This window comes from Bacteroidales bacterium (assembly GCA_023229505.1).
In the GTDB taxonomy this organism is placed as follows: Bacteria; Bacteroidota; Bacteroidia; order Bacteroidales; family JAGOPY01; genus JAGOPY01.
The window spans coordinates 1-20,121 of record JALNZD010000040.1 but is presented as its reverse complement, the minus strand read 5'-3'; the positions used below and the strand labels follow the sequence as shown (position 1 = coordinate 20,121).

General features: G+C 43.6%; 22 protein-coding genes. 11 read left to right on the top strand and 11 right to left on the bottom strand.

Going from position 1 to position 20,121, the window contains the following annotated elements; translation table 11 throughout:
- Positions 1–6: 6 nt before the first annotated feature.
- On the bottom strand, positions 7–423 hold the full coding sequence (locus M0Q51_13160; protein MCK9400924.1) for a hypothetical protein: 417 nt from the start codon (positions 421–423) through the stop codon (positions 7–9).
- A gap of 350 nt (positions 424–773) precedes the next feature.
- Between M0Q51_13160 and M0Q51_13155 the strand changes: the two genes are divergently transcribed.
- From M0Q51_13155 to M0Q51_13145, 3 genes are all read left to right on the top strand, one after another.
- Entirely contained in the window at positions 774–1,106 is a 333-nt protein-coding gene (locus M0Q51_13155; protein ID MCK9400923.1) for an isochorismatase family protein, read from the top strand.
- Positions 1,107–1,231: 125 nt separating this feature from the next.
- Positions 1,232–1,861, top strand: a complete 630-nt coding sequence (locus M0Q51_13150; protein ID MCK9400922.1) for a CAP domain-containing protein — start codon at positions 1,232–1,234, stop codon at positions 1,859–1,861.
- Positions 1,862–2,068: 207 nt separating this feature from the next.
- Complete coding sequence (locus tag M0Q51_13145) at positions 2,069–3,550, top strand: DUF2779 domain-containing protein (protein ID MCK9400921.1); 1,482 nt, start codon at positions 2,069–2,071, stop codon at positions 3,548–3,550.
- A 103-nt stretch (positions 3,551–3,653) separates the two neighbouring features.
- On the opposite strand, the gene M0Q51_13140 is transcribed toward M0Q51_13145, so the two are convergent.
- Both M0Q51_13140 and M0Q51_13135 read right to left on the bottom strand, forming a co-directional pair.
- The gene (locus M0Q51_13140; protein ID MCK9400920.1) at positions 3,654–4,394 is read right to left on the bottom strand and encodes a hypothetical protein; all 741 of its coding nucleotides are present in this window, start codon (positions 4,392–4,394) and stop codon (positions 3,654–3,656) included.
- A 151-nt stretch (positions 4,395–4,545) separates the two neighbouring features.
- A complete protein-coding gene (locus M0Q51_13135; GenBank protein MCK9400919.1) occupies positions 4,546–4,734 on the bottom strand; it encodes a hypothetical protein in 189 nt (62 codons plus the stop codon).
- Positions 4,735–5,030: 296 nt separating this feature from the next.
- Here M0Q51_13135 and M0Q51_13130 point away from each other — a divergent pair, with 296 nt between their 5' ends.
- From M0Q51_13130 to M0Q51_13115, 4 genes are all read left to right on the top strand, one after another.
- Complete coding sequence (locus tag M0Q51_13130) at positions 5,031–5,216, top strand: hypothetical protein (protein MCK9400918.1); 186 nt, start codon at positions 5,031–5,033, stop codon at positions 5,214–5,216.
- A gap of 118 nt (positions 5,217–5,334) precedes the next feature.
- Positions 5,335–5,997, top strand: coding sequence for a hypothetical protein (locus M0Q51_13125; protein ID MCK9400917.1), 663 nt, complete (start codon positions 5,335–5,337; stop codon positions 5,995–5,997).
- Complete coding sequence (locus M0Q51_13120; protein ID MCK9400916.1) at positions 5,897–6,994, top strand: fibrobacter succinogenes major paralogous domain-containing protein; 1,098 nt, start codon at positions 5,897–5,899, stop codon at positions 6,992–6,994. Before M0Q51_13125 ends, M0Q51_13120 begins: the two co-directional genes overlap by 101 nt.
- A gap of 19 nt (positions 6,995–7,013) precedes the next feature.
- The gene (locus tag M0Q51_13115) at positions 7,014–8,054 is read left to right on the top strand and encodes a VWA domain-containing protein (GenBank protein ID MCK9400915.1); all 1,041 of its coding nucleotides are present in this window, start codon (positions 7,014–7,016) and stop codon (positions 8,052–8,054) included.
- Between the two features lie 164 nt (positions 8,055–8,218).
- Here the strand turns inward: M0Q51_13115 and M0Q51_13110 are convergent, their stop codons facing one another.
- Both M0Q51_13110 and M0Q51_13105 read right to left on the bottom strand, forming a co-directional pair.
- Complete coding sequence (locus M0Q51_13110; protein ID MCK9400914.1) at positions 8,219–9,022, bottom strand: DNA-deoxyinosine glycosylase; 804 nt, start codon at positions 9,020–9,022, stop codon at positions 8,219–8,221.
- A 12-nt stretch (positions 9,023–9,034) separates the two neighbouring features.
- Positions 9,035–9,460, bottom strand: coding sequence for a nucleotidyltransferase substrate binding protein (locus M0Q51_13105; GenBank protein ID MCK9400913.1), 426 nt, complete (start codon positions 9,458–9,460; stop codon positions 9,035–9,037).
- Between the two features lie 290 nt (positions 9,461–9,750).
- Between M0Q51_13105 and M0Q51_13100 the strand changes: the two genes are divergently transcribed.
- Genes M0Q51_13100 through M0Q51_13085 form a run of 4 tightly spaced genes read left to right on the top strand, consistent with a single transcriptional unit; the run spans position 9,751 to position 15,798 of the window.
- Complete coding sequence (locus tag M0Q51_13100; protein MCK9400912.1) at positions 9,751–11,499, top strand: patatin-like phospholipase family protein; 1,749 nt, start codon at positions 9,751–9,753, stop codon at positions 11,497–11,499.
- Complete coding sequence (locus M0Q51_13095; protein MCK9400911.1) at positions 11,496–11,765, top strand: hypothetical protein; 270 nt, start codon at positions 11,496–11,498, stop codon at positions 11,763–11,765. Before M0Q51_13100 ends, M0Q51_13095 begins: the two co-directional genes overlap by 4 nt.
- Before the next feature lie 11 nt (positions 11,766–11,776).
- The gene (locus M0Q51_13090; protein ID MCK9400910.1) at positions 11,777–14,686 is read left to right on the top strand and encodes a hypothetical protein; all 2,910 of its coding nucleotides are present in this window, start codon (positions 11,777–11,779) and stop codon (positions 14,684–14,686) included.
- Positions 14,687–14,688: 2 nt separating this feature from the next.
- The gene (locus M0Q51_13085) at positions 14,689–15,798 is read left to right on the top strand and encodes an MBL fold metallo-hydrolase (protein ID MCK9400909.1); all 1,110 of its coding nucleotides are present in this window, start codon (positions 14,689–14,691) and stop codon (positions 15,796–15,798) included.
- 167 nt (positions 15,799–15,965) lie between these two features.
- On the opposite strand, the gene M0Q51_13080 is transcribed toward M0Q51_13085, so the two are convergent.
- The 6 genes from M0Q51_13080 to M0Q51_13055 all read right to left on the bottom strand — a co-directional run bounded on the left by M0Q51_13080 (position 15,966) and on the right by M0Q51_13055 (position 19,543).
- Positions 15,966–16,964: a DUF4065 domain-containing protein gene (locus M0Q51_13080; GenBank protein ID MCK9400908.1), complete on the bottom strand. Its 999-nt coding sequence runs from the start codon at positions 16,962–16,964 to the stop codon at positions 15,966–15,968.
- Entirely contained in the window at positions 16,961–17,158 is a 198-nt protein-coding gene (locus M0Q51_13075) for a hypothetical protein (protein MCK9400907.1), read from the bottom strand. Before M0Q51_13075 ends, M0Q51_13080 begins: the two co-directional genes overlap by 4 nt.
- A gap of 676 nt (positions 17,159–17,834) precedes the next feature.
- The gene (locus M0Q51_13070) at positions 17,835–18,224 is read right to left on the bottom strand and encodes a hypothetical protein (GenBank protein MCK9400906.1); all 390 of its coding nucleotides are present in this window, start codon (positions 18,222–18,224) and stop codon (positions 17,835–17,837) included.
- A gap of 59 nt (positions 18,225–18,283) precedes the next feature.
- Positions 18,284–18,757, bottom strand: coding sequence for a hypothetical protein (locus tag M0Q51_13065; protein MCK9400905.1), 474 nt, complete (start codon positions 18,755–18,757; stop codon positions 18,284–18,286).
- Positions 18,754–19,215 (bottom strand): hypothetical protein, encoded by a 462-nt coding sequence (locus M0Q51_13060; GenBank protein MCK9400904.1) that lies wholly within the window; start codon positions 19,213–19,215, stop codon positions 18,754–18,756. The genes M0Q51_13065 and M0Q51_13060 overlap by 4 nt, the downstream gene beginning before the upstream one ends.
- 73 nt (positions 19,216–19,288) lie before the next feature.
- Positions 19,289–19,543: a DUF2007 domain-containing protein gene (locus M0Q51_13055; protein MCK9400903.1), complete on the bottom strand. Its 255-nt coding sequence runs from the start codon at positions 19,541–19,543 to the stop codon at positions 19,289–19,291.
- Between the last annotated feature and the right edge of the window lie 578 nt (positions 19,544–20,121).

The following is a 20,121-nucleotide window of genomic DNA, read 5'->3' as shown; positions in this document are numbered from 1 at the left end:
ATGGATTTAATGGGCTCTGCGCAATAAATAACCCGGGATCAAATAGGCGATAATTATTGAAAGTGAAACCAACAGGAGCATATAATGTCCAGGCACAAAGAATGCACCCAGTGCAATAATCCAACAACTGATACCGCCTATGATGAGTGGTTTGAATTTTAATATTCCTCCTGACACAAAAGTACCGAGGCCATACATGCTGATGATCAATGCGTTGGAAATCTCCCATGAGATTTTCCCTCCGATAGAAAAAGCAAGAATTACCATCAATGTGAAGAAAAACCCATACCATAAATAAATAAAGGCCGTATCGAGATGCGTGCGGTAACCTGATCGCTTACCCATCCTGATCCGTGTTTTTGAGTTTTCAATCATTTCGTAAATGACATTCAGTTTTCCATTGTAATCATTCGTTGTTTCCATAACTTATTGTTTTTAAATAATTTGATTAATTCTTTTTAAAATTCTGATCATATTTATTGTAAATAAGGCACAAATATAAACTTATTTATTTTATAAACCAAATAATTTTAACTTTTTTTTCTAACTAATAATGATGAAGAGATATTCAGGCTGATGAGTGGCTTCGGTTTCGGAATGGGCGGGCCGTTTCCCGGTACGCCGGAATTCGAGTTTCCCGCCGAAGTAACCATTCTGCTGCGAGAAATTAAAGGATTTACGGTTTACAATTTCCGATCTGAGATCTTAGATTGTAAACTGTAAATTGTAAATCAATTCATTATCTTTGCCACAACAACTGACCCTTTCACCCTATGAAAAAGATCCTCTTCCTCATCGTTTCCCTGACCCTGCTGGCAAGCAGCACAACCCTCTTTTCCCAGGACAAAAAGCCCGAACGCCTGCATCCGGCCCTGCTGGTGATCGATATCCAGAAACAGTTCCTTCCCATGGTGGAAGAACGTGAAAAAGAAGTCTCTTTGTACATGATCAACGCCTATATCGACCTGTTCCGTAAAAGCGGTTTCCCCGTGATCCGCATTTACCATACCGACAAGGAATATGGACCTTTTCCCGGCACGCCGGAGTTCGAGTTCCCTGAAGAAGTTACCATCCTGCCTGACGATCAGAAGGTCGTGAAAATCTGAAAACAAGAACATTGAAACACTATCTAAAGCAGGCTATATTTGCTTCACTCCTATCTGCCTTAATTTGGAATTGCTCCTTTAGTCAGAAATCGGATCATTTGAATACAGCAGCAAGTGCTTCGTATATGAAACCATCTGAGAAAGAGATGATATACGAGATCAACCTGCTTAGAAGTAATCCAAAAGGTTACCTGGTTTACCTGGATCAATATCTAAAAGAGGCAAAAAAAAACCCGGAAGTTATTGGAAGTGGGCAGATGAAATATTCTTTGACGATGTTTTATGAGACCATTAACGGGGTTGAAAAGCTTGTAAGGATTGATACAGTCTGGCTTAATGAACCGGAGGATGAATCACAAGCCATTGAGAGCCTGAGAAAAGACTTAAGTTCCATGAAGCCTCTATCTATTCTGAAACCTGATAAAGGAATTTATGAGGCGGTAAAAAAACATGCTATGGACCAGGATCGCCATGATTGGACCCTCTGGCATGTCGGCAGTGACGGCTCGATGCCATGGGACAGGATTAAAAAATATTCACCGGATATGACTGAAGGGAATGAAAATATTGCAGGTCGCTACCCAGAGGGAACTGCCAGGCAGATTGTTATACAATTACTTATCGATACGGGTATTCCCGGATATGGCCATCGTTATAATCTGCTGGATCCAAGGTGGACACATGTGGCATGCTATGATGCAGGCCTTAAAGCAGGTTTATACCGATGGATACAGAATTTCGGGCAGGTGAACTAAGTACCACAGAATTAAACGGATCATTGTCTGCGTAAATCAGCGCTTTAAATTTGCGTTGATACTGCGAGAAACTTTTTCCTGGTTCTCGCTGATTTACGCAGATCAGGACGCAGATGCATTTATCGACGTAGCGATTTAACGAGTAACGATATTCTAAGATCGTAAACTGTAAATTGTAAATCTCTACCTTTATCCAAACTCAATATAATGCCTCCAACACTTTCCAAATCGACATACCTGAGAGGGAGCCAGTGTAAAAAGTCCCTCTACCTCCACTGGCACCAGCCGAAGCTGAAGGACCAGATCTCCGCCATGCAGCAGGCCATCTTCAGCCAGGGGACTGATGTCGGGAAACTGGCACAGCAGCTTTTCCCCGGCGGCACCGATGCCGGCATCCATGTGCCCGCCAACTATGCAAAAAGTATTGAGATGACATCTCAATTGATCCGCGACGGGGCTTCCGTGATTTATGAGGCGGGATTTTCCATGAACGGCCTGCACTGTTTCGTCGATATCCTGGTGAAAAATGAAGAGGGTTGGAAAGCTTACGAAGTGAAGAGTTCCACTCAGGTGAAACCGGTGAACCTGCTGGATGCCGCCTTCCAGTATCATGTAATGACCCGCAGCGGCCTGGAACTGGCCGACGTCTCCCTGGTGGTGCTGAATACGGCATATGAACGAAACGGGGAATTAGATATGCATCAACTTTTTAAGATAGAATCGGTGTACCAACGAATCCTGCAGCTCCAGGATAAGGTGCAGCAGGATATTGCAGATTTTTTCTTCACGCTCACCGCGCCACTGGCACCCGTTATCGATATCGGCCCGCATTGTTCTGACCCGTATGATTGTGATTTTCATGGTCATTGCTGGCAACATGTGCCGGATTATTCAATCTTCAACATCTCCCGGTTGGGTGGGGATAAAAAATGGGACCTCTACAACATGGGTATCCTCCGGTTCGAAGACATCCCGCCGGATTTCAAGCTGAATGACAGCCAGTGGCAGCAGGTCATGGCCGAACTGAAAGGCGAAACACACATCGATAAGGATACGATCCGCATGTTCCTGGATGGATTGAACTATCCCTTATACTTCCTTGATTTTGAGTCGTTCCAGCCGGCAGCACCGATGTTCAACCGTAGCCGGTCTTATCAGCAGATCGTGTTCCAGTATTCGATGCATATCATGCATTCCGAAACTTCCGGGGTAACGCACAGGTTTTTCCTGGCGGAATCAAACGGAACTGATCCGAGGATTCCGTTCATCCGCCAGCTTATCCGGGACATTGGAGAACATGGCGATATTATCGTGTTCAACAAGGCCTTCGAGTCGGCCCGGCTGAGCGAGCTTGCGGCAAATTTCCCGGAATATGACACTCCTGTTGGCCGGATGATCGCCCGGATTAAAGACCTTATGGTGCTTTTCCAGCAGCGGTATTACTATGTCCCGGAGATGAAAGGCTCCTATTCTATCAAGCAGGTACTCCCCGCTATGGTTCCTGGTTTTAGCTATGACACCCTGGCCATCGGCGACGGAGGATCGGCCAGCATGGCTTTTACATCACTATTTACTGAGCCTGATCCCGATAAGATCCGGACTACGCGCAAAAATCTCCTGGAATACTGTAAGTTGGATACGCTGGCAATGGTGGAAATCGTAAAGGTTTTAAAGGGTCTCGCAGATTAGCGCTGATAAATTCGCAGATTGGCGCAGAAAAATATCCGCGGTCATCCGTTGCATCCGCGTCATCCGCGTTCTGTTATGACGTAGAAAGCTCAGGAATCCTTTTTCACGGTTCTGTTTCTGACTTTTTCTTCCCGTGAATGTTAAAAATCAGGCCAATATTGAAATTCATCGGATCATAAACTAATTCCGTATCACTGACTTTAAATGATAGTCCTATTTGTACCTGAATTTTAACATGCTCCCCACCTCCTCTGAATGTAAAAGCCGGTTCAATGAAAAATACGACAGGATTATCCTGAATTTGGAGGAGCTCTTCCTTATATGTTTGATCCAGACCGGAATCAAAATGTACCTGGTTAAAATTTACTCCACGGAATCTGGCAGAAAAAGCAAGTCTTATATTTTTTTTATAAAAACCAACCGCCGGTTGAATAAAAAAACATGAAGACCCAAGAGTGGAATACCCGTTTCCAACAAAATAATCATAATGATTTTCAATCCAGCTCTTGCCGTAACCTCCATACGTTTCAAACAAAAACTTATTCTTAAATGGTAAATAATAGCCAAGACCAAATTCCGTCAGGTGACTTTTAAAATGACCTGAAAGGTCTTCTCCATCAAAATTAGCCGTTGACCCTCTCCCGGAAAAATAACTATAATTCGCCATCAAACCAAGATGATCTGTTATTGCAAAAGCTCCTTGCATATCGCAACCGATGGTTCGCATACTGAGTCTTAAAGCAATTGAACCGTTACCTTCGTTTTTCTCTTTGAATAATGGAACATTTTGCGCGCTGGGAGCATAATAGCATGGCCTACAACCATCTAACAGAATAATAAACATTAAACAGCAAATAAACTTAAATACCGTTAATCCGTAAGATATCAAGTAAGTTAACTTGACCCAGGTCACTATCTTATAGGCTCTTTTACGAAGGATATTTGTTTTTATAATTGGTTGATATAAATAACAGGAATTTAATGGTTAAGTATTTTCATGCTAATTGTGCTGTAAGTTTCCTGGAAAATATCGACCTGACAAGGTAAAATGCCCCGACGGTCAGCGGGGTCGTGCTCATGAATACCCCGAAGGCAAAGCCATAACAGACTTTCATCGGATCTGCGTTGATGGTCTTCAGCTTCTTGATGACCTTCCGGACAGGGTTGAATTTGGACTTTTTCATGGCTTTTGTTTTTTTATGGATCAAAGTTAAGCCCGCGAAAATCCATACAGAAAAGGCTTGTTGCTATGGTCATACCGTAAACAGGCAGATTATGCCATAATCATTTCCCTCGAACCGGGATGTGTGGGATTAACTTCAGGAAGAAGACAAGAAAAGGAGAAAAAGGTCTATTTTTTGCAAAAGAAAGTGGCAGTGATTTGCAAAAAATGCAAAATAATTTTGAAATATATCTTATATTTGTTTCAATAAGATATATGCCATGTTTCATTTCTTAACCAAACCAATACCATCATATTATGAAACTCAATTTCAGGGCGGCATGGATGGTCCTCTTCTCCGGGATCATCCTGTTTTTGCCTTTAAGCTGCCAGAAGGAGGAGGAACCTGATGACCAGGTAAAGATCCCATCCACCACGAAAGTCATCTCCGCATCTGATTGGAATGCCAATCTTGTATCGGTAGACAGCAGTAATTATACCTAATACTTTTAACAGCGGAATAACCGGTCTGTATGACCTTCAGGCCGGCGATATCATTGTATCGGGTGTCGGAAACGGCTGCCTGCGCAAAATCAGCTCCATCACAACACAAAATGGCCAGGTGATCATTACCACTGCTTTTGCAAGTCTTTCAGAAACCATTGAGGATGGATTCTTTACCCTTGATTATCATCTTACGGCCGATAAGGTCAAGAGCATCAAAATTCTTGATGAACATCTCAAACTTACACCGGTCTATGATAAATCGGGCAAGAATACCAACCTGACCTACGAACTTTCCACTTTCCTCGATGAAGACGAACTGGTCGAAATATCTGCAACCCTGACCATCGATCCCACCATCAGCTGCAGCTATGAGATTAAAAAATTCAAAGTCAAAAAACTCAAGGTCCAATTCCAGGTTGATGAAGAGATCGAGATTGCGGCTACCCTCACCTTGCTGAATATCGAATGGGAGAAAGAGAAAAAGCTGCTCAGCATAGAATTTACACCGATTACCGTCATGGTTGGCCCTGTCCCGGTCATTCTCACGCCTGAGATCGAGGTCAATGCCGGTGTCAACCTGGAAATTAGTTCTGCCATTACCACCAGTGTCACACAGGAACTTTCTTTCACAGTTGGTATTGAATACAATAGCGGATCATGGTCAAATTTCTACGATATTGAAAAAGATTTCGGGTACAATCCGCCGGATCGAAGCCGACCTGTTTGCAGATCCCTGGTGGTCGCTGTATGCCGGTGCCGGGATCGGGGCAGGGGTTAAGGTTGAAGTATGGGATTTTACCCTAATCGATTATGAAACCGATCCCCCTCCGATCCTTTACGAGATCCTTATCGCTTCTGCAGGATCTTCCTTCAACCAGGCACCGGAAGAGCCATCAGATCCTATTCCTGCGGATAATATAACGGAAGTGAGCATCACTTCACCGTTGTCATGGACATGTTCAGATCCCGACAGCGACCCGCTGACATTCGATATTTATTTTGGGACCGAAAGCCCTCCACCGCTGGTGCAATCCGCTACCGGTGATTTCAGCTATGATCCCGGGAACTTGATTAACAGCACGGTTTACTATTGGCGCGTCGTGGCGAAAGATGATCATGACCATACTGTCGCCGGCCCGGTCTGGACCTTTGCCACCGAGGCTTCCGGCGGAGGGACAGGTGACCCGTGCCCCGGACTCTCATCCATAACTTACCAGGGAAAGGTCTATCATACTGCGTTGATCGCGACACAATGCTGGCTGAAGGAAAACCTGGATGCCGGCACCATGATCAACAGCAGCCAGGCACAGGGCGATAATGCGATCATGGAAAAATACTGCTACCAGAACCAGGCTATTAACTGTAACCTTAAAGGCGGCCTGTATCAATGGAACGAGATGATGAACTATTCTACTACCGCCGGGGCAAAAGGAATCTGTCCTGACGGCTGGCATGTGCCCACCGACGCAGAGGTGAAAACGATGGAGATTGCCCTCGGGATGTCTCCTGCCGATGCAGATCTCACCGGGTGGCGTGGCACCGACCAGGGCACACAGCTCAAACCGGGCGGTCCGACCGGCTTTGATGCACTCATGGGCGGGATTTATAACCTCGGATTTTTCTCTGATCTGGGTGTCAACGGCTACTTTGCTACCTCCACTGAATCTACATCGACCAACTCCTGGATAAGACTGATGAATGTGGATAACCCCAAGGTCAGCCGCTATGAAACCCTGAAGCAAAATGCAGTTTCTGTCAGATGTTTGAAAGATTAACCAAATAAAAGATATCCTTATGAAAACAATGAATAAAAAAAGTAAGACATTGGCCGGTCTGTATAGGATCCTGCCGGCTTTGCCGGTCATCCTGGTTGCAGGAGCTATCATGCTTTTGAGCACCTGCAAAAAGGATGAAGACAATAGTGACAAGGCATTCAAGAGCATGAATGACGATTCAACCACCGCTATCGACGTGACGATTCCCAGGATAGAGCTCGGACTGGGAAGATCCACGACCATCACGGTATTCCTCTCGGTCACCGACCAGAATGGCAATCCTTTCAAGGAGTTCAACCAGTATAATTTCAATATCAAGCAGGTGTGTGACGGATATACTGATACGGCTGTCATAGCTTCCATCACATTTACAAAAGCCCAGGCTGAGGGTTATAATACTGCCGCAGCCATGACCATGGATTATTCAGGGAGCATGGGCGGGGCCAATAAGAAAAATATGGAAAAAGCGGCCAAGCAGTTTGTTTACCTGAAAGAGGACCAGGATTATTGCGAGATCATTAAATTCGATGAATCATATGAGGTGACATTGCCATTTTCGACGGATATTGATCTCCTCCTGGCAGCCATTGACTCTGATTATGGCGGGGGATCCACGGCATTTTATGATGCTACTTTTAAAGGGATCCAGGATGCGGCTGATTTTGTCCTCTCAAACTTTGGCCTGATACCTTCTGTCCTGGCTTTCACCGATGGAAAAGAAAATTCATCAACGCTTGCCGATCTCCCCTTCTGCATCACGATGAGCCAGAAAGAACAGGTCCCGGTCTTTACCATCGGATATGGCAATGTTGACTCACTGGATCTGCAGCAACTTGCAGAAGAAACCGGCGGAAGGTATTTTTACACCCCCGATTCGGAAGGGCTGACAGCATTATACAGCCTGATAAGCGGACAGTTAGAGAACCTCTATATGCTGACCTGGGAATATGACAATCCCGCCTGCGAGAAGGTGTGGGTCCTTGTAACCGCAACCTATACCTGCGCTAACGGCACATTTACTGCGAAGAATGAGAAGTACGTGTTTACGGCGAAGAAATAGGAAGAAGTGAGCAGTGAACGGTGAACAGTGAACGGTGAACAGTTTAAAAGTTAAGAGTTATGTTCACTTTGAATATCGTTAGATCGTTACTTCGGAATTCCGTTAAACCAATCTGTGGTGAATCTGTGTAAATCTGTTGAATCCGTGTGCTATTTCTTAAATCATCAATGAAACCCTGGAATATAATGAATCACAGCCCAGCGATCGATCTTTTCGGAAAGAGTCAGGTGGGTATTCAATCCACTGGAGGATGGAAGAGAAGGGACCAAGACCATTGGTCCTTCATCTAATCCGAGTTTTGTGAAAAACCGGACGGGATTAGTACCGTTGAATAGAAGATGTGTAAGGGATGGGAATTGATTAATAAGTGTTTCGAGATCATTAGGTCTTTCAAATCTAATCTCATTATCCCCGCTGCCTTCACGGAGACAACTTTCTACCACGTCCCAAAGTGCAATCCGGTGTTTTTTTAATAATTGAATGCGTTGATCATAGTTTAAAGTATAGGATTCATTTATTACGGAACAAAGGATCATCCAGAACTTGTTTGCTGGATTAGCATAGAATTGTTGTTTTTCCAGTGATATTTCAGATGGGAAAGTCCCAAGGATCAGGATTCGGGAATTATAATCAATCACAGGAGGTAGTCCATATTTTCTGAACCGGCCATTTTCATAAAGAACCACACCTACACGCCGGATGTGGTCAATCAGTTCATCATCGTTGATCTTCAGATGATCGACCAGATCTACTTTCTGAGCCAGTTCAAGGCGGTCAATCTGCAATGAAAAGCTCAGGTAGTCATCCAATGAAAGACCAGAGCCTGTGACCGCAATATCGATATCAGATCCAGGCCTGGGATTGCCTTTTGCCCTGGATCCAAACAGGATTACCCTGGTTACGGATCGATTTGCTGCGATGGTCGCTGTGATGCCGGTTATTGTTTCGATGGATAATCCGAATGGCATACTCCGCAAAGCTTAAAAGAGTTTCTCCTGTTTCGGCCAGCCGGCTTCCTGTTCAAGCCGGACGATGAGCTGTTCAAATAAACGAAAATAGGAAGAAATGATGTTTTCCACGATCTCTTCAGCCACTTCCTTATTGTATGTATGCGATGTGTTTTCCCTGCTTTTCTTAAGTTTCATCCATTCTTCACCATCAACAATGTATCCATCCTGGAATGATTGCTGTAACACCGGAGTCGGACCTTTTATATCAATGTATCCTTTTTCTTCCAAAAGGTCTTGAAGTGTTTTCCATGCCAACTCATAGGTATATTCAAACCGTTGAATCAGCCCTTCTCTTTCCAGTTCGGAAAGAGAGTCGATTTCCACAGCTTCTTCCAGTTTCTGAAATGCTTTTTTCAGGTTGTTGAACCGCTGTAACCAACGAATATCTCTTTCCATTTCTTAATACTGATTATTAGTCAAAGATACGATTTGATTTACAATTTACAGTTTACAATCTAAGATCTTAGATCGGAATTTATAAATCCTAAATTCCAGGTCCTGTGCAACCTGTCCGTGTCTGGCGAATCCGGAATCAGATGTATATGCTTAACACCATCTTAGGCAATCTTTTTAACGAAAATTCTCCATGTGCTAACATATGCTTGCTTTTTACCTGATTATTAATTATCTTTACGCTTCCAATTAATCGTTCCCCCCGAAATTTTGCCAATTAACGTTCTTTTGCCATGAATAACCAATTACCCAGGCAACCGTTTAACACGATTGCCCTCTCTTTGTCTGGTGGTGGTTACCGGGCAGCTTCTTTCCACCTGGGACTGCTTACCTACCTGTCGTGCGTCCATTGGAAGGGCCTGCCGCTCCTCGAAAGGATCCGCGTTATCTCCACTGTCTCAGGCGGAACATTCACCGGTGTATGCTACGCATCCTCCCTCGCCCGGAACCAATCGCTCAATGAGTGCTATGAAAAACTTTACCGTTTCATGGCTGAAGTGGACCTGATCAGGGAAGGGCTCACAAAACTGTCCGGATACCACGATTGGAAGAGTGTCAAGGGCCGAAGCCTCATCAACGCCTTCTCCCTGGTTTATTTTGATAAACTGGAGAAGGATAACTTTTCGCTGTTGTTTGAAAATAAGACCCACCTCAAAGAAATCATTTTCAACGCTACGGAATTCAGCTACGGCCTACCTTTCCGGTTTCAGAGATGTGAATTGAAGCAAGAGGAATACAATTACGCTTTCCTTGGAAACAGGCAGGTGAACATGCCTCCGGAAGCCATCGGGGAGATCCGCCTGGCAGACATCATCGCGGCATCGTCCTGCTTTCCGATGGGCTTCGAGCCGATCAATTTCCCGGATGATTTCAGGCATGACGGCTCTCCGGTCCTGAATTCCTTAAAAGAATCATACCATACCGACCAGTGGGGCAACAAATGCAAGTTTCCGGTTGGCCTGATGGACGGGGGCATCGTGGATAACCAGGGTATCGACAGCGTGATCTGGGCCGAAAAAAGGATGAAGGAATACAAAGGGGAGATGAAAAAATTCATTTCAGAGGATGACAAAGCCATCGACCTGTATATCATTTCCGATGTGGCTTCACCGTTCATGGATGCCTATGTAAAGACCAAGGAAAAGCCCATGAAAAGCTGGCGGAATCTTAATTTCAAGCGGTTCATGTGGTTCGGGCTGGTCTTTCTGCTGGCCGCCACCGCTGCTACGTATTTCGGATTCCAGGCAGCCAGCCGTTTCTGGATCTATTTCTACGGAGTCCTGGCAGCCGTCCTTTTCATGGCAGGTGCTGGCAGCATTTTTCTTTCAAGAATGTTTAACTGGATGATGAGAATATTTAAAGTGCCGGAATTTTTCATCCGGCGCCTGGGAAATTTCTCCAACCTGAAATTCGGCATATACGAGACACTGATCAAGAACCGGATCGACAGTATCAAAAGCATGGTGTCGGAGGTCTTTATGAAACAGATCAGGAGGCAGGAGTATGGCAGGGTTTACAATGAAGCCGGCTGGGATACGCGGTTGATAATGAATGCCGTTTATGAGCTGACTCCGCAACAAACGGTATACAGGAATAAGGAAAAAAAGGGTATCCTGAGCGATGAGTTAAGGAATGTGAGCCCGATCCTCATGGCTGCTGCTGAGAAAGCCAAGTCCATGGGTACTACCCTGTGGTTTACCCCCGATGAGCTGAAAGGTGAAAAAGAAAACATGCTCAATACCCTCATCGCCAGCGGCCAGTTTACGGCTTGCTATAACCTGCTGGAATATTTTGAGAAAGTCCTTTGGAACACTGATCACAAACTGGATTACGATGCTTATCCCGACACGCTTAAATCCCAATTGAAAGAGCTTTACCAAAAAATGCTGAATGACTGGAAGGCCTTCAATGCCGATCCGTATTGGATGGTCAAGGCCTATCAGCAAAACACAAAGTCTGACCTGAAAATCCATGAATTATGAAAAGTCATGTTTTAATCGGAATTTATCTCCTTATCACATTGGTTGTGTTATGCCTGGTCCCCGTGATTGTTTTCTATTCGAAGTTGGAAAACAATATTGTACGTACGGTTTTCTATGTTGGGGCATCCGGTGGTATCGGCGGCTCCCTTTATTCCATAAGAGGTTTCTATCAAAACCTTGGCGGAGAGACTTTCAAAGTAAGCTGGATTCCCTGTCAGATAGCATTTTTTCAAAAAAAGACAAGACAACCAAGTAAAAGCTATTAAAACATAAAGCCATGAATGATTTTGAATTCTGGAAAAATTGGGGAACCGGATTGACGGATAAGGATTTTGCCAATGCCTTTACTGCACTCGGTATTCTTGCAGCGCGATCCCGTTCACGTACAATCGCAGGTTCTGGAATAGCTTCCCCGGCGGATAAACTCATGCTTGAAAAAATGGTTTATGATTCTCTGAGTGGTATTGGCGGATATCAGCCAGGTCCTTCCGGGGATCCCCTTTCATTGCCCTGGCGGTTTCCATCACCAAATCATAAAATCTCGCTCGGGATGCTTGAATATAAACTGGCCGACCTGAATCCTCTTAATCTGGCAAATACATGGCAATTTACAGGGTTAAACCTTACTTTTCTACCGTTTATGCCCCGATTAAGATTGCAGGTTTTAAATTACACTGTTGCATCAATGATCAGGCCATGGTTCCGGTTATTGTCCGAATCAGATCCGATAGATAAGTCGGCCTATATAAGTATGAAATTCCCTTATCCGGATATACATATGAAATGGCCGCTGCGCCTGGGATTTATCCCCGGAAACAACGCAGGGGAAATAGTAGAAGAAGCCCGTAAGCATTGGCCGTCAAATGAAAATTCCATCTTGGTTGAAATCGGAAGGGAAAATGACAATTGCGACATCCTGGTTTTCGACGGAACTGCAGAAGAACTTCTGAATGATTTGAAGAGCCTACCTGTGCTGATGAAATGCAATCTGTTTATAATCAGGGGACCATTTGTAGAGGGTTCCCCGGATTTTCAGAACCTCATCCAAAATATCGCTGCTTTGAGCCGTGCCAATGGGTTTGTCTTCATTAAAGAAATGTTGAACGATTTGGATTTTCCAAGATTGTTAAATTGCATAGTAGAAAATCTTTGCCACAACCTTCATATGGATGCCGCAATCTCTGCTGGATTAAAATCATATTCGAATGGTGGTGCGGATCATCTGATCTTTCTGAGTAATGCCCTGGCAAATTTCCGTCTTGAACATCAGATGGAAAATATGATCCGGATGGTCAAAATGTTGCCGTTAAAGACAAAGTTCGAAATTCCTATGAATACCTTTAACCGATTGAATATCCCAGCTGCATCAAACATTTTAGATGTTTCAACCTTTAAATCCCTTCTTTTAAATAATAAGAGGCAAATAAAATATCAACATGAAGGTACCGGGGCTACAGGGCTCTCGGAAATTAATAAATCGCTGGAGGAAGCAATTATCCCCGAAAATGTCGAAGTGAAGCGAAGGGAAAGATATATCTCTGCCAGGACGTACCAGATGAAAGAGGACAATTATGAAGAGGAGAAAAGGGCATTCCTGACCGGGGTGCTTTCCAAGGTTATCATGCGTATTGGTCCACCAGATAAAAAATGGGTGAGCAATAAGACCTCGTTCCCGGTAGAAAAACTGCCACCGCAAAAAGAAGCCTGGGGATTGACCGTAGTCCTGGGTGAGCCGACCCATATCAAGGAGCCGCTCATCAGAAAGATCAAACTGCCGAAAGACGGCCCCAGCACGGAATGTGAATTTATCTTCACCCCGTTAGAAGCCGTCCCGTTTGAAGGCCGGATCACCGTCCTCCACCGTGGCAGGGTTATCCAGACTGCAGTGCTTAAAATTCCCGTTGTGAAAGAGGCCGACAAAATGCCGGCGTCTGACCAAATGGAACTGACAGACCTTATCCCCGTACGGGTCAATCTGGGTAACCTGGAAGAAAGACGCCAGTTCGACCTGGCATTCATTACGAACCATAACTCCGGCAACAAGCCCATGATGACCGGGATTGGAAAGGACAACGCATGGCTGGCAAATCTGGAAGGTTGTTATGGTATCACGAATAACATCAACCTCCTCCTCTCTGATGTGGCTCAAAAAGTGAAAGATTACAATGATGGCCTCAAGTCTAAAAAAGGTGAGAACCTGCTTCGGGAATTGATCTTTTGTGGTTGCGACCTCTATGATATGCTCATAAAAAAAAGACTTAAGACGACTGTCGATAAGGAAAAGTTTTTACAAAATGAATATATGCAAATTATTACCACAAATGACAGCGAGCAAATAATACCTTTCGAATTTATTTACGAGCATGAGGCTCCGGACAATGATGCCACACTTTGTGATTTTTGGAAGGAAGGATTGTCCAATGGGGAGTGTCGGGAGACATGTTCGAAAAATTTCAGGAAAACCATGTGTCCGCTCGGCTTTTGGGGTTTGAGCAAAGTCATTGAAAGACAAGATGTATCATCTGAAGAATTCTCCAAAGACTGTCCCGATTATATTATTCAGACGGAGTCTGATGATGACCAGTCTCCATTGAGTATTGACGGTAAATGCCTGGTGGCTGCCAGCACGAAAGTCGATGCAACCGACCTGGATGAAGTGATCAAGTCCATCTCAAAGGCCACAGGGAATCAGCCGGTGAAAGTAAATAACTGGAGTGAGTGGGAAACCCTGGTGCAGGAAAATACACCGCAGCTCATTGTTGTCATGCCGCACCATGCTGGAAAGGAGACGAAGGCTACGCTCGAAATCAATGAGGATACCATCATCGGGGTTCAGATACGTGAATCCCACGTAAAAAAAGCAGGTTCAGATGATACCCCAATAGTGGCCCTGTTAGGTTGCGACACGACCGGATCGGCCATGAAATACGGGAGTTTTGTCCAAAAATTCCGCCTCAGGGGAGCTGCGATCGTGATAGGGACCGTGGCTTCCGTCTTTGGGAAGCACGCTGCAAAAGTGGCTAATATGCTTGTAGTAGGACTTGGTGAAGAAAGCGATAAAAACAAGCGATTGGGTGAAGTGATGCGTGCGGTTAAGCGTAAGGCCCTTCTGGATGGCCTGATCATGTCACTTTGTGTGGTAGCCTTTGGCGATGCGGACTGGAAATTAAGTAAAAAATTAAAATGAAAATGAAACCGTTCTTTCGAATCGAATTGCTCCCCGCGAAGCAGGGAGACGCCATCTGGGTGGAATACGGCAATAGCGACACGGTTCGCAGGATCCTGATTGATGCCGGACCCATTGATGCATACCCGGAAGTGGAAAACAAACTCAAAAGCCTTCCGGATGGCGACAAACGGGTGGAAGCGGTCGTCATCACCCACGTGGATACCGACCACATCGAAGGCATCATCCGGATGTTTGCCGAAAAACGAAACGAATGGCTGATCTCCCCGGAAGACATCTGGTTCAATGGCTATCGCCACATGAAAGAGACCGGCATACTGGGCGGAAGGGAAGGCGACTTTCTAAGCGCGCTGCTGCATCACAGGGCCTTTGAAAACTGGAACCAGGGATTCAAAAAGAAACCGGTTGTCGTCTTACCCGACAAGCCTTTGCTCCCGATACCGCTGGCGGATGGCATGAAGATCACGCCTCTCTCACCCGACCCGGCAAAACTGGAGAAGATGGCAGACAAATGGGAAATAGATGTGGGCAAGCATGACTTATCGCCCGATGATCTCGACGGGGCCTGGGAACAGTTACTGAATTACACCAGGCTTCACCCGGCCGACGGCATTTTAGGCGGACCCGGCGAAATTGACGAAGAAATACGGAAGCAATTGAAGGCCGACCCGTCGGCAGCAAACGGATCCTGTATAGCGTTCCTGGCTGAGTTTGAAGGCAAGAGCTGTTTGTTCCTCGGAGATGCGCATGCCGGCATGATCGTCAAATCCATAAAAAAACTTATCCCGACCGGGGAAAAACGGCTTAAGGTCGACGCGGTGAAAGTATCGCATCATGGCAGCAAGAACAACATCTCTAAAGCCCTTATGGAAGTGATCGACGCAAAACATTTCATGATAAGTACTAATGGTGCGAAGCATGAGCATCCTGACCCTCCGGCTATTAAAACGATCATACAAGGCTCCGTCCGGGATCCTGTGCTTTGGTTCAACTACCGTACCCAATTCAACGAAATATGGGAAACCATTTCGACGGATGATCTACGTCCTTATACGGTAAATTATCCCAAGGATGCGGGTGGCGGCATCATGATTGATCTTTTTAAGATTTAACCACCCACCAATCCGGGGAAAAATAAACCCTTGTCAAACCATAAGCAGCCAAGTGATCTGGAATTTACAGTTTACGATCTAAGATCTTAGATCGGAATTTGTAAACTGTAAATTATTTGAGTGTTAAGGTTTAAATTGGGGATTAAATCATAAACAATTCTTTTCTATCAATCATTTTCCATTTCAAAGGCATAATAATAGCTAATGATTTTCTTTTCTTTCTGATTTTCTTTCCAGGCCTTTTCGATATGGCTGAGTTCGACGATTTGTTGTGCAGTCATGTTTTTAAATTTTTCATGCACCATGACCATTGTTTTTATTTCACTATCATTAAAAAATTCCGGATTGAAAGTGATATTTTGACCAGGGATATATCTTTCACCTAATGCACCATTGGGGAACTCGTTGTATTCTACCGAAAGATGATTATTAACAACGATCTGATCGAATAATGTGTCAAAATTAGCCGGTACGGGACCTAATTGAATGGCCCGGTAATTTAATCCGGAAATAGAATAACAATTTTCTTTAAAATGATAGAAATCGCAATAAAATAGCAGCTTATTCAGAGTGGTTTTCCAGAGTTGCATTTTTTCAGCAAAGTAAACGGCTATTCTGGCTGCTTTTTCAAAATCAAACTGCCTGTAACCGTTGAATTCATTTGGATTGCCAGTGCTTAATAACCAATCCCCGGCAATTGGATTGGATTTCCTTGTGTTTTCATTCAATTGACTTATTCTTCGAAGTATTTTCTCTCTTTCTTTTTGCAATAAATTTTTTGAAAGATCCACCATCTTTGCAAATTCTCCAGAGTGCTCGATCATTTGCATCAGACGGGCGTTGGCAGTGGACGGTATTTCCCCGTTCTCATAGTTCCGGTAAGTATTTACACCGAACCCGAGAATATCAGACATGGTGGAAGCCGGGATCCCATATTTCTTTCTAATCTCAATGATCTTTTCAGGGAAAGGCAGGTTCAACCTTTCCCTGTATTTATTCAATACCTGTAACCGGTTTAACTCTGCCAGGTCATCGGATTCAAATTTTTCACCGGTGTCCTCACAGTAATAATAATGGAAATCAATTTCAATTTCCTCTTTCCTGAAATTGAGCATTCTTTTCTCCCGGCGGATGCTCATCTCTTTTCCTGTAAACGGGCTTTTCATGGTTGTTGACTTTTAAAAGGATATGTCAGGGGATATTCTGCAATATGAAATGAGATACAGATAACATTCGAATTCGTTAACCCAAGTAATGTTTGCTGGTTTTTCCCACGGTCATCCCGGTAAAGGATTCCCCAGATTTTAAGTTTCTGTATGAAATCCTTCAGGAATTGCCGGACCTCTCCTTCCTTCCCCATTAATTCTTCATTTTCTTTTAAGTAACAAAGATAAGTGAAAATAATCTAAATACAACTATAAAGTATAAAATAATATAAAATATTTTGAAAAAGGCACTATATAGTGTATATAAGAACAGGAATGTTTTTCTGTTCTCAGGCCGGACAGGCCTTGTCATGCAACGCAACTGATTATTTTACAGCCCCCCCACCCGGGGGGAGGAGTAATTCGACGGCATGATAGTAGCCCAGGGTTTTAACCCTGGGAAAAAAAGGGACAAACCGTTTTCTCCCCACCCCTTAACAAAATTGGCCAAAAAATCACATGCCTTTGCACGGGGTGGGGAAGCGCAATAGTTCAAAGGTCAAAGAGCAAAGGGAAAAGTTGAAGTTTAAAAGTTAAGAGTTATGTTCACTTCGAATATCGTTAACTCGCTACATCGCTGCGTCGTTATATCCCTTTACCCGGAAATCACCTTCCCCAGCTCCTCCCCCGGCGTGGAGAATCCTTTCCCATCATGCAGCCTATGCGGATATGATGAAGGTTGAAGGTTGTTTTGTTGCCAAAGGATGAAAACGCCTGAATAGGCTAATATGAAGAAATATGAATGTGTGATTGGTATTAGAGATGAACCCATCAGCCTTGATTGGCGGAGCCGTCTATTCGATTGCCAGTAGTTTTTATTTCTTTTTTTTGTCAATGGTATGCACAGAATTTTAGTGGCTCGTCCATCAAAATGTCCAAAGTCATTGTTACTGTCTGTCCGTTCGAAATGAAATTAACGCTTAACTCGCTTTGCGGTGGAAGGGTTAAAATGCAAGAGTTACAATATATTTCTGCTTTGTCTACACAACTTTTGCATTCCAGCCAATCTCTAAGTTTTTCTAAATTCTCGTTTTTCTTATTCTTTTCCAATCCAGCAAGATAGTTGTCAATTATTGATCCTGTTGCGTCAAAATTTTGGTTGTCTACCAGCGAACAAAATGTTTGGTCGTCTGAGCAGGAAACTTTTTCTTTGTTGCAAGTCCAAAGTGTTAAGCAGGTCAGAAAGATTATCACTGCTGTTAAAATGGTCTTACGTGTCATTTTCGTCTTTATTAAATGGTCGCCAAAGTTTTGCGGGTAGGTGCTGCTATAAGCCGTTTTTATTGTATCAGTGTAATTTTTTCGTTCACCTTATCTATAAAGTTATGATATTTTGAAGGTACATTGCTTTTCATCTGGTCTAATAACCAAAATTTTCTTGTACCGTCGATGTTGTATTCGATGTAAAGCCCACCCCAATCTCCAGCATCAGGCTGCCCAATCACAGTATTGGGTTCAGTTAACAGATCACTTGGGAAGAAATTTATTAAATCCTTTGCATAGTCAAATTTTTGTTGTGGCAATAAAATATAATTACCGTTGTAAAAACTGGTTGAGTTAGGGTATACATCCTTCGTGTCTTCTAATAATTGATTTTGTTCTAATCTGAATATTTCAATACACTCTTCCCCAAAACATTCTCCGTAGAAGTGTCCGAAAATTAAGTAATCGGAAGATGATAATACAATATTATCTTTTCTGCAAGAACTAATCGTAATTGTTAATATGCAAAGAGTGAAAATAAGTCGTTTCATTTTATATTCATTGATTCCCACCATTCCTTTATTTCCTGAGCCCTCAAACTGTCGTTCTTGCTGCAATCCCACGAACTCTGAAAATAGGGTTGATTCTTTCTATACGAATCAATTAAGTTCATCGCCTGACCGCCAAGCGTTGAATAATCATCAAATGGAAGATATGAAGAGATAACCGTTATGATACATTTGCATTTTTCTGTTGAGTCAATATATTGCATAAAATATTTAACATCATCAAGTTGAACCCAGTCTTTTGGAGCATCCCAACTTACCGTAATATACTTGACTCCTTGTGCTGTATCCGAGTCATATTTTAAAACGGAAAAAAATTGTTTTGGAGTAACGGAATGCAAGTCGATAGAATAGCGGAGCGTATCGACAGGATGTTGTTCCTTGGAAAATGTACAACTCTGGAATACAAAAATGAATATTATTAATCCAAATATATACTTCATAACTTATATATTATTGACGCTACCTTTTCACCTTCCTACCATCAATTATAGTGCCCTATTTTTTTTGACTTGCTCATTCCTTCAGCGCAGCGTGATACTGATCGACCACCACTTTTGCTTTATTATAGTCGCTGCTGGAAACGATGATCCTGTTTATTGGCAGTCCGCCACCCGAATCCCAAGGGGCAAGGGTGCCCTCTCCGCCATAATGTATATACACTTTTATTTCGGCATTCTCCAGCAGGCTCTGAACAAGGGCGACTTCCCAAGACGTGCCAGCAAAGACTTCAACGGGATCGTTCTCGTTATTGTCCGTTATATCGCTCATTGATTAAAAATGCCAGTTGTGATGTCATATCATCCACAAATTTAATGAAAGATTTGCCGCAAATTCGTCCATTGATACCAAAGAGCAGGTGAAATGCAACACCCCGAAGCCATTATTGTTGCGCCAATATTAAATCGGCAATAACCTGACCGTTATGATGCCAAATGGGGCGTATTTTAGGGCTTGTGGGCAGGGTTTACAGCGGGATTGAGGAATGAATACGCCAGCAGATAAATGCGTGTCAGTTCTGCCCCGTATTGTGGTTCAATGGTGAGCCGAATTTATGGGTTTATGTTTGGATAGTGCAGAGCATCAGCCTTGATTGGCTGAGCCGCTTAATCGAATGGATATAGATAAGGCCTCTCAACGGCGAAGGATATATTCATATGTAGAAAGAGAATCGTTATTTGATAAAAAATTCATCCAATGATCATTAAAAACAAAATTCTTCAATTTTACTACTCCCCATTTTTTAGACCACGAATTCACTTTTCTTAATTGAATTTATTAACTCTATTTGTATTGATATTGCTGTTAATTTCGGGAAATAACTCGAAGAGTTATTCTCGATATTAACA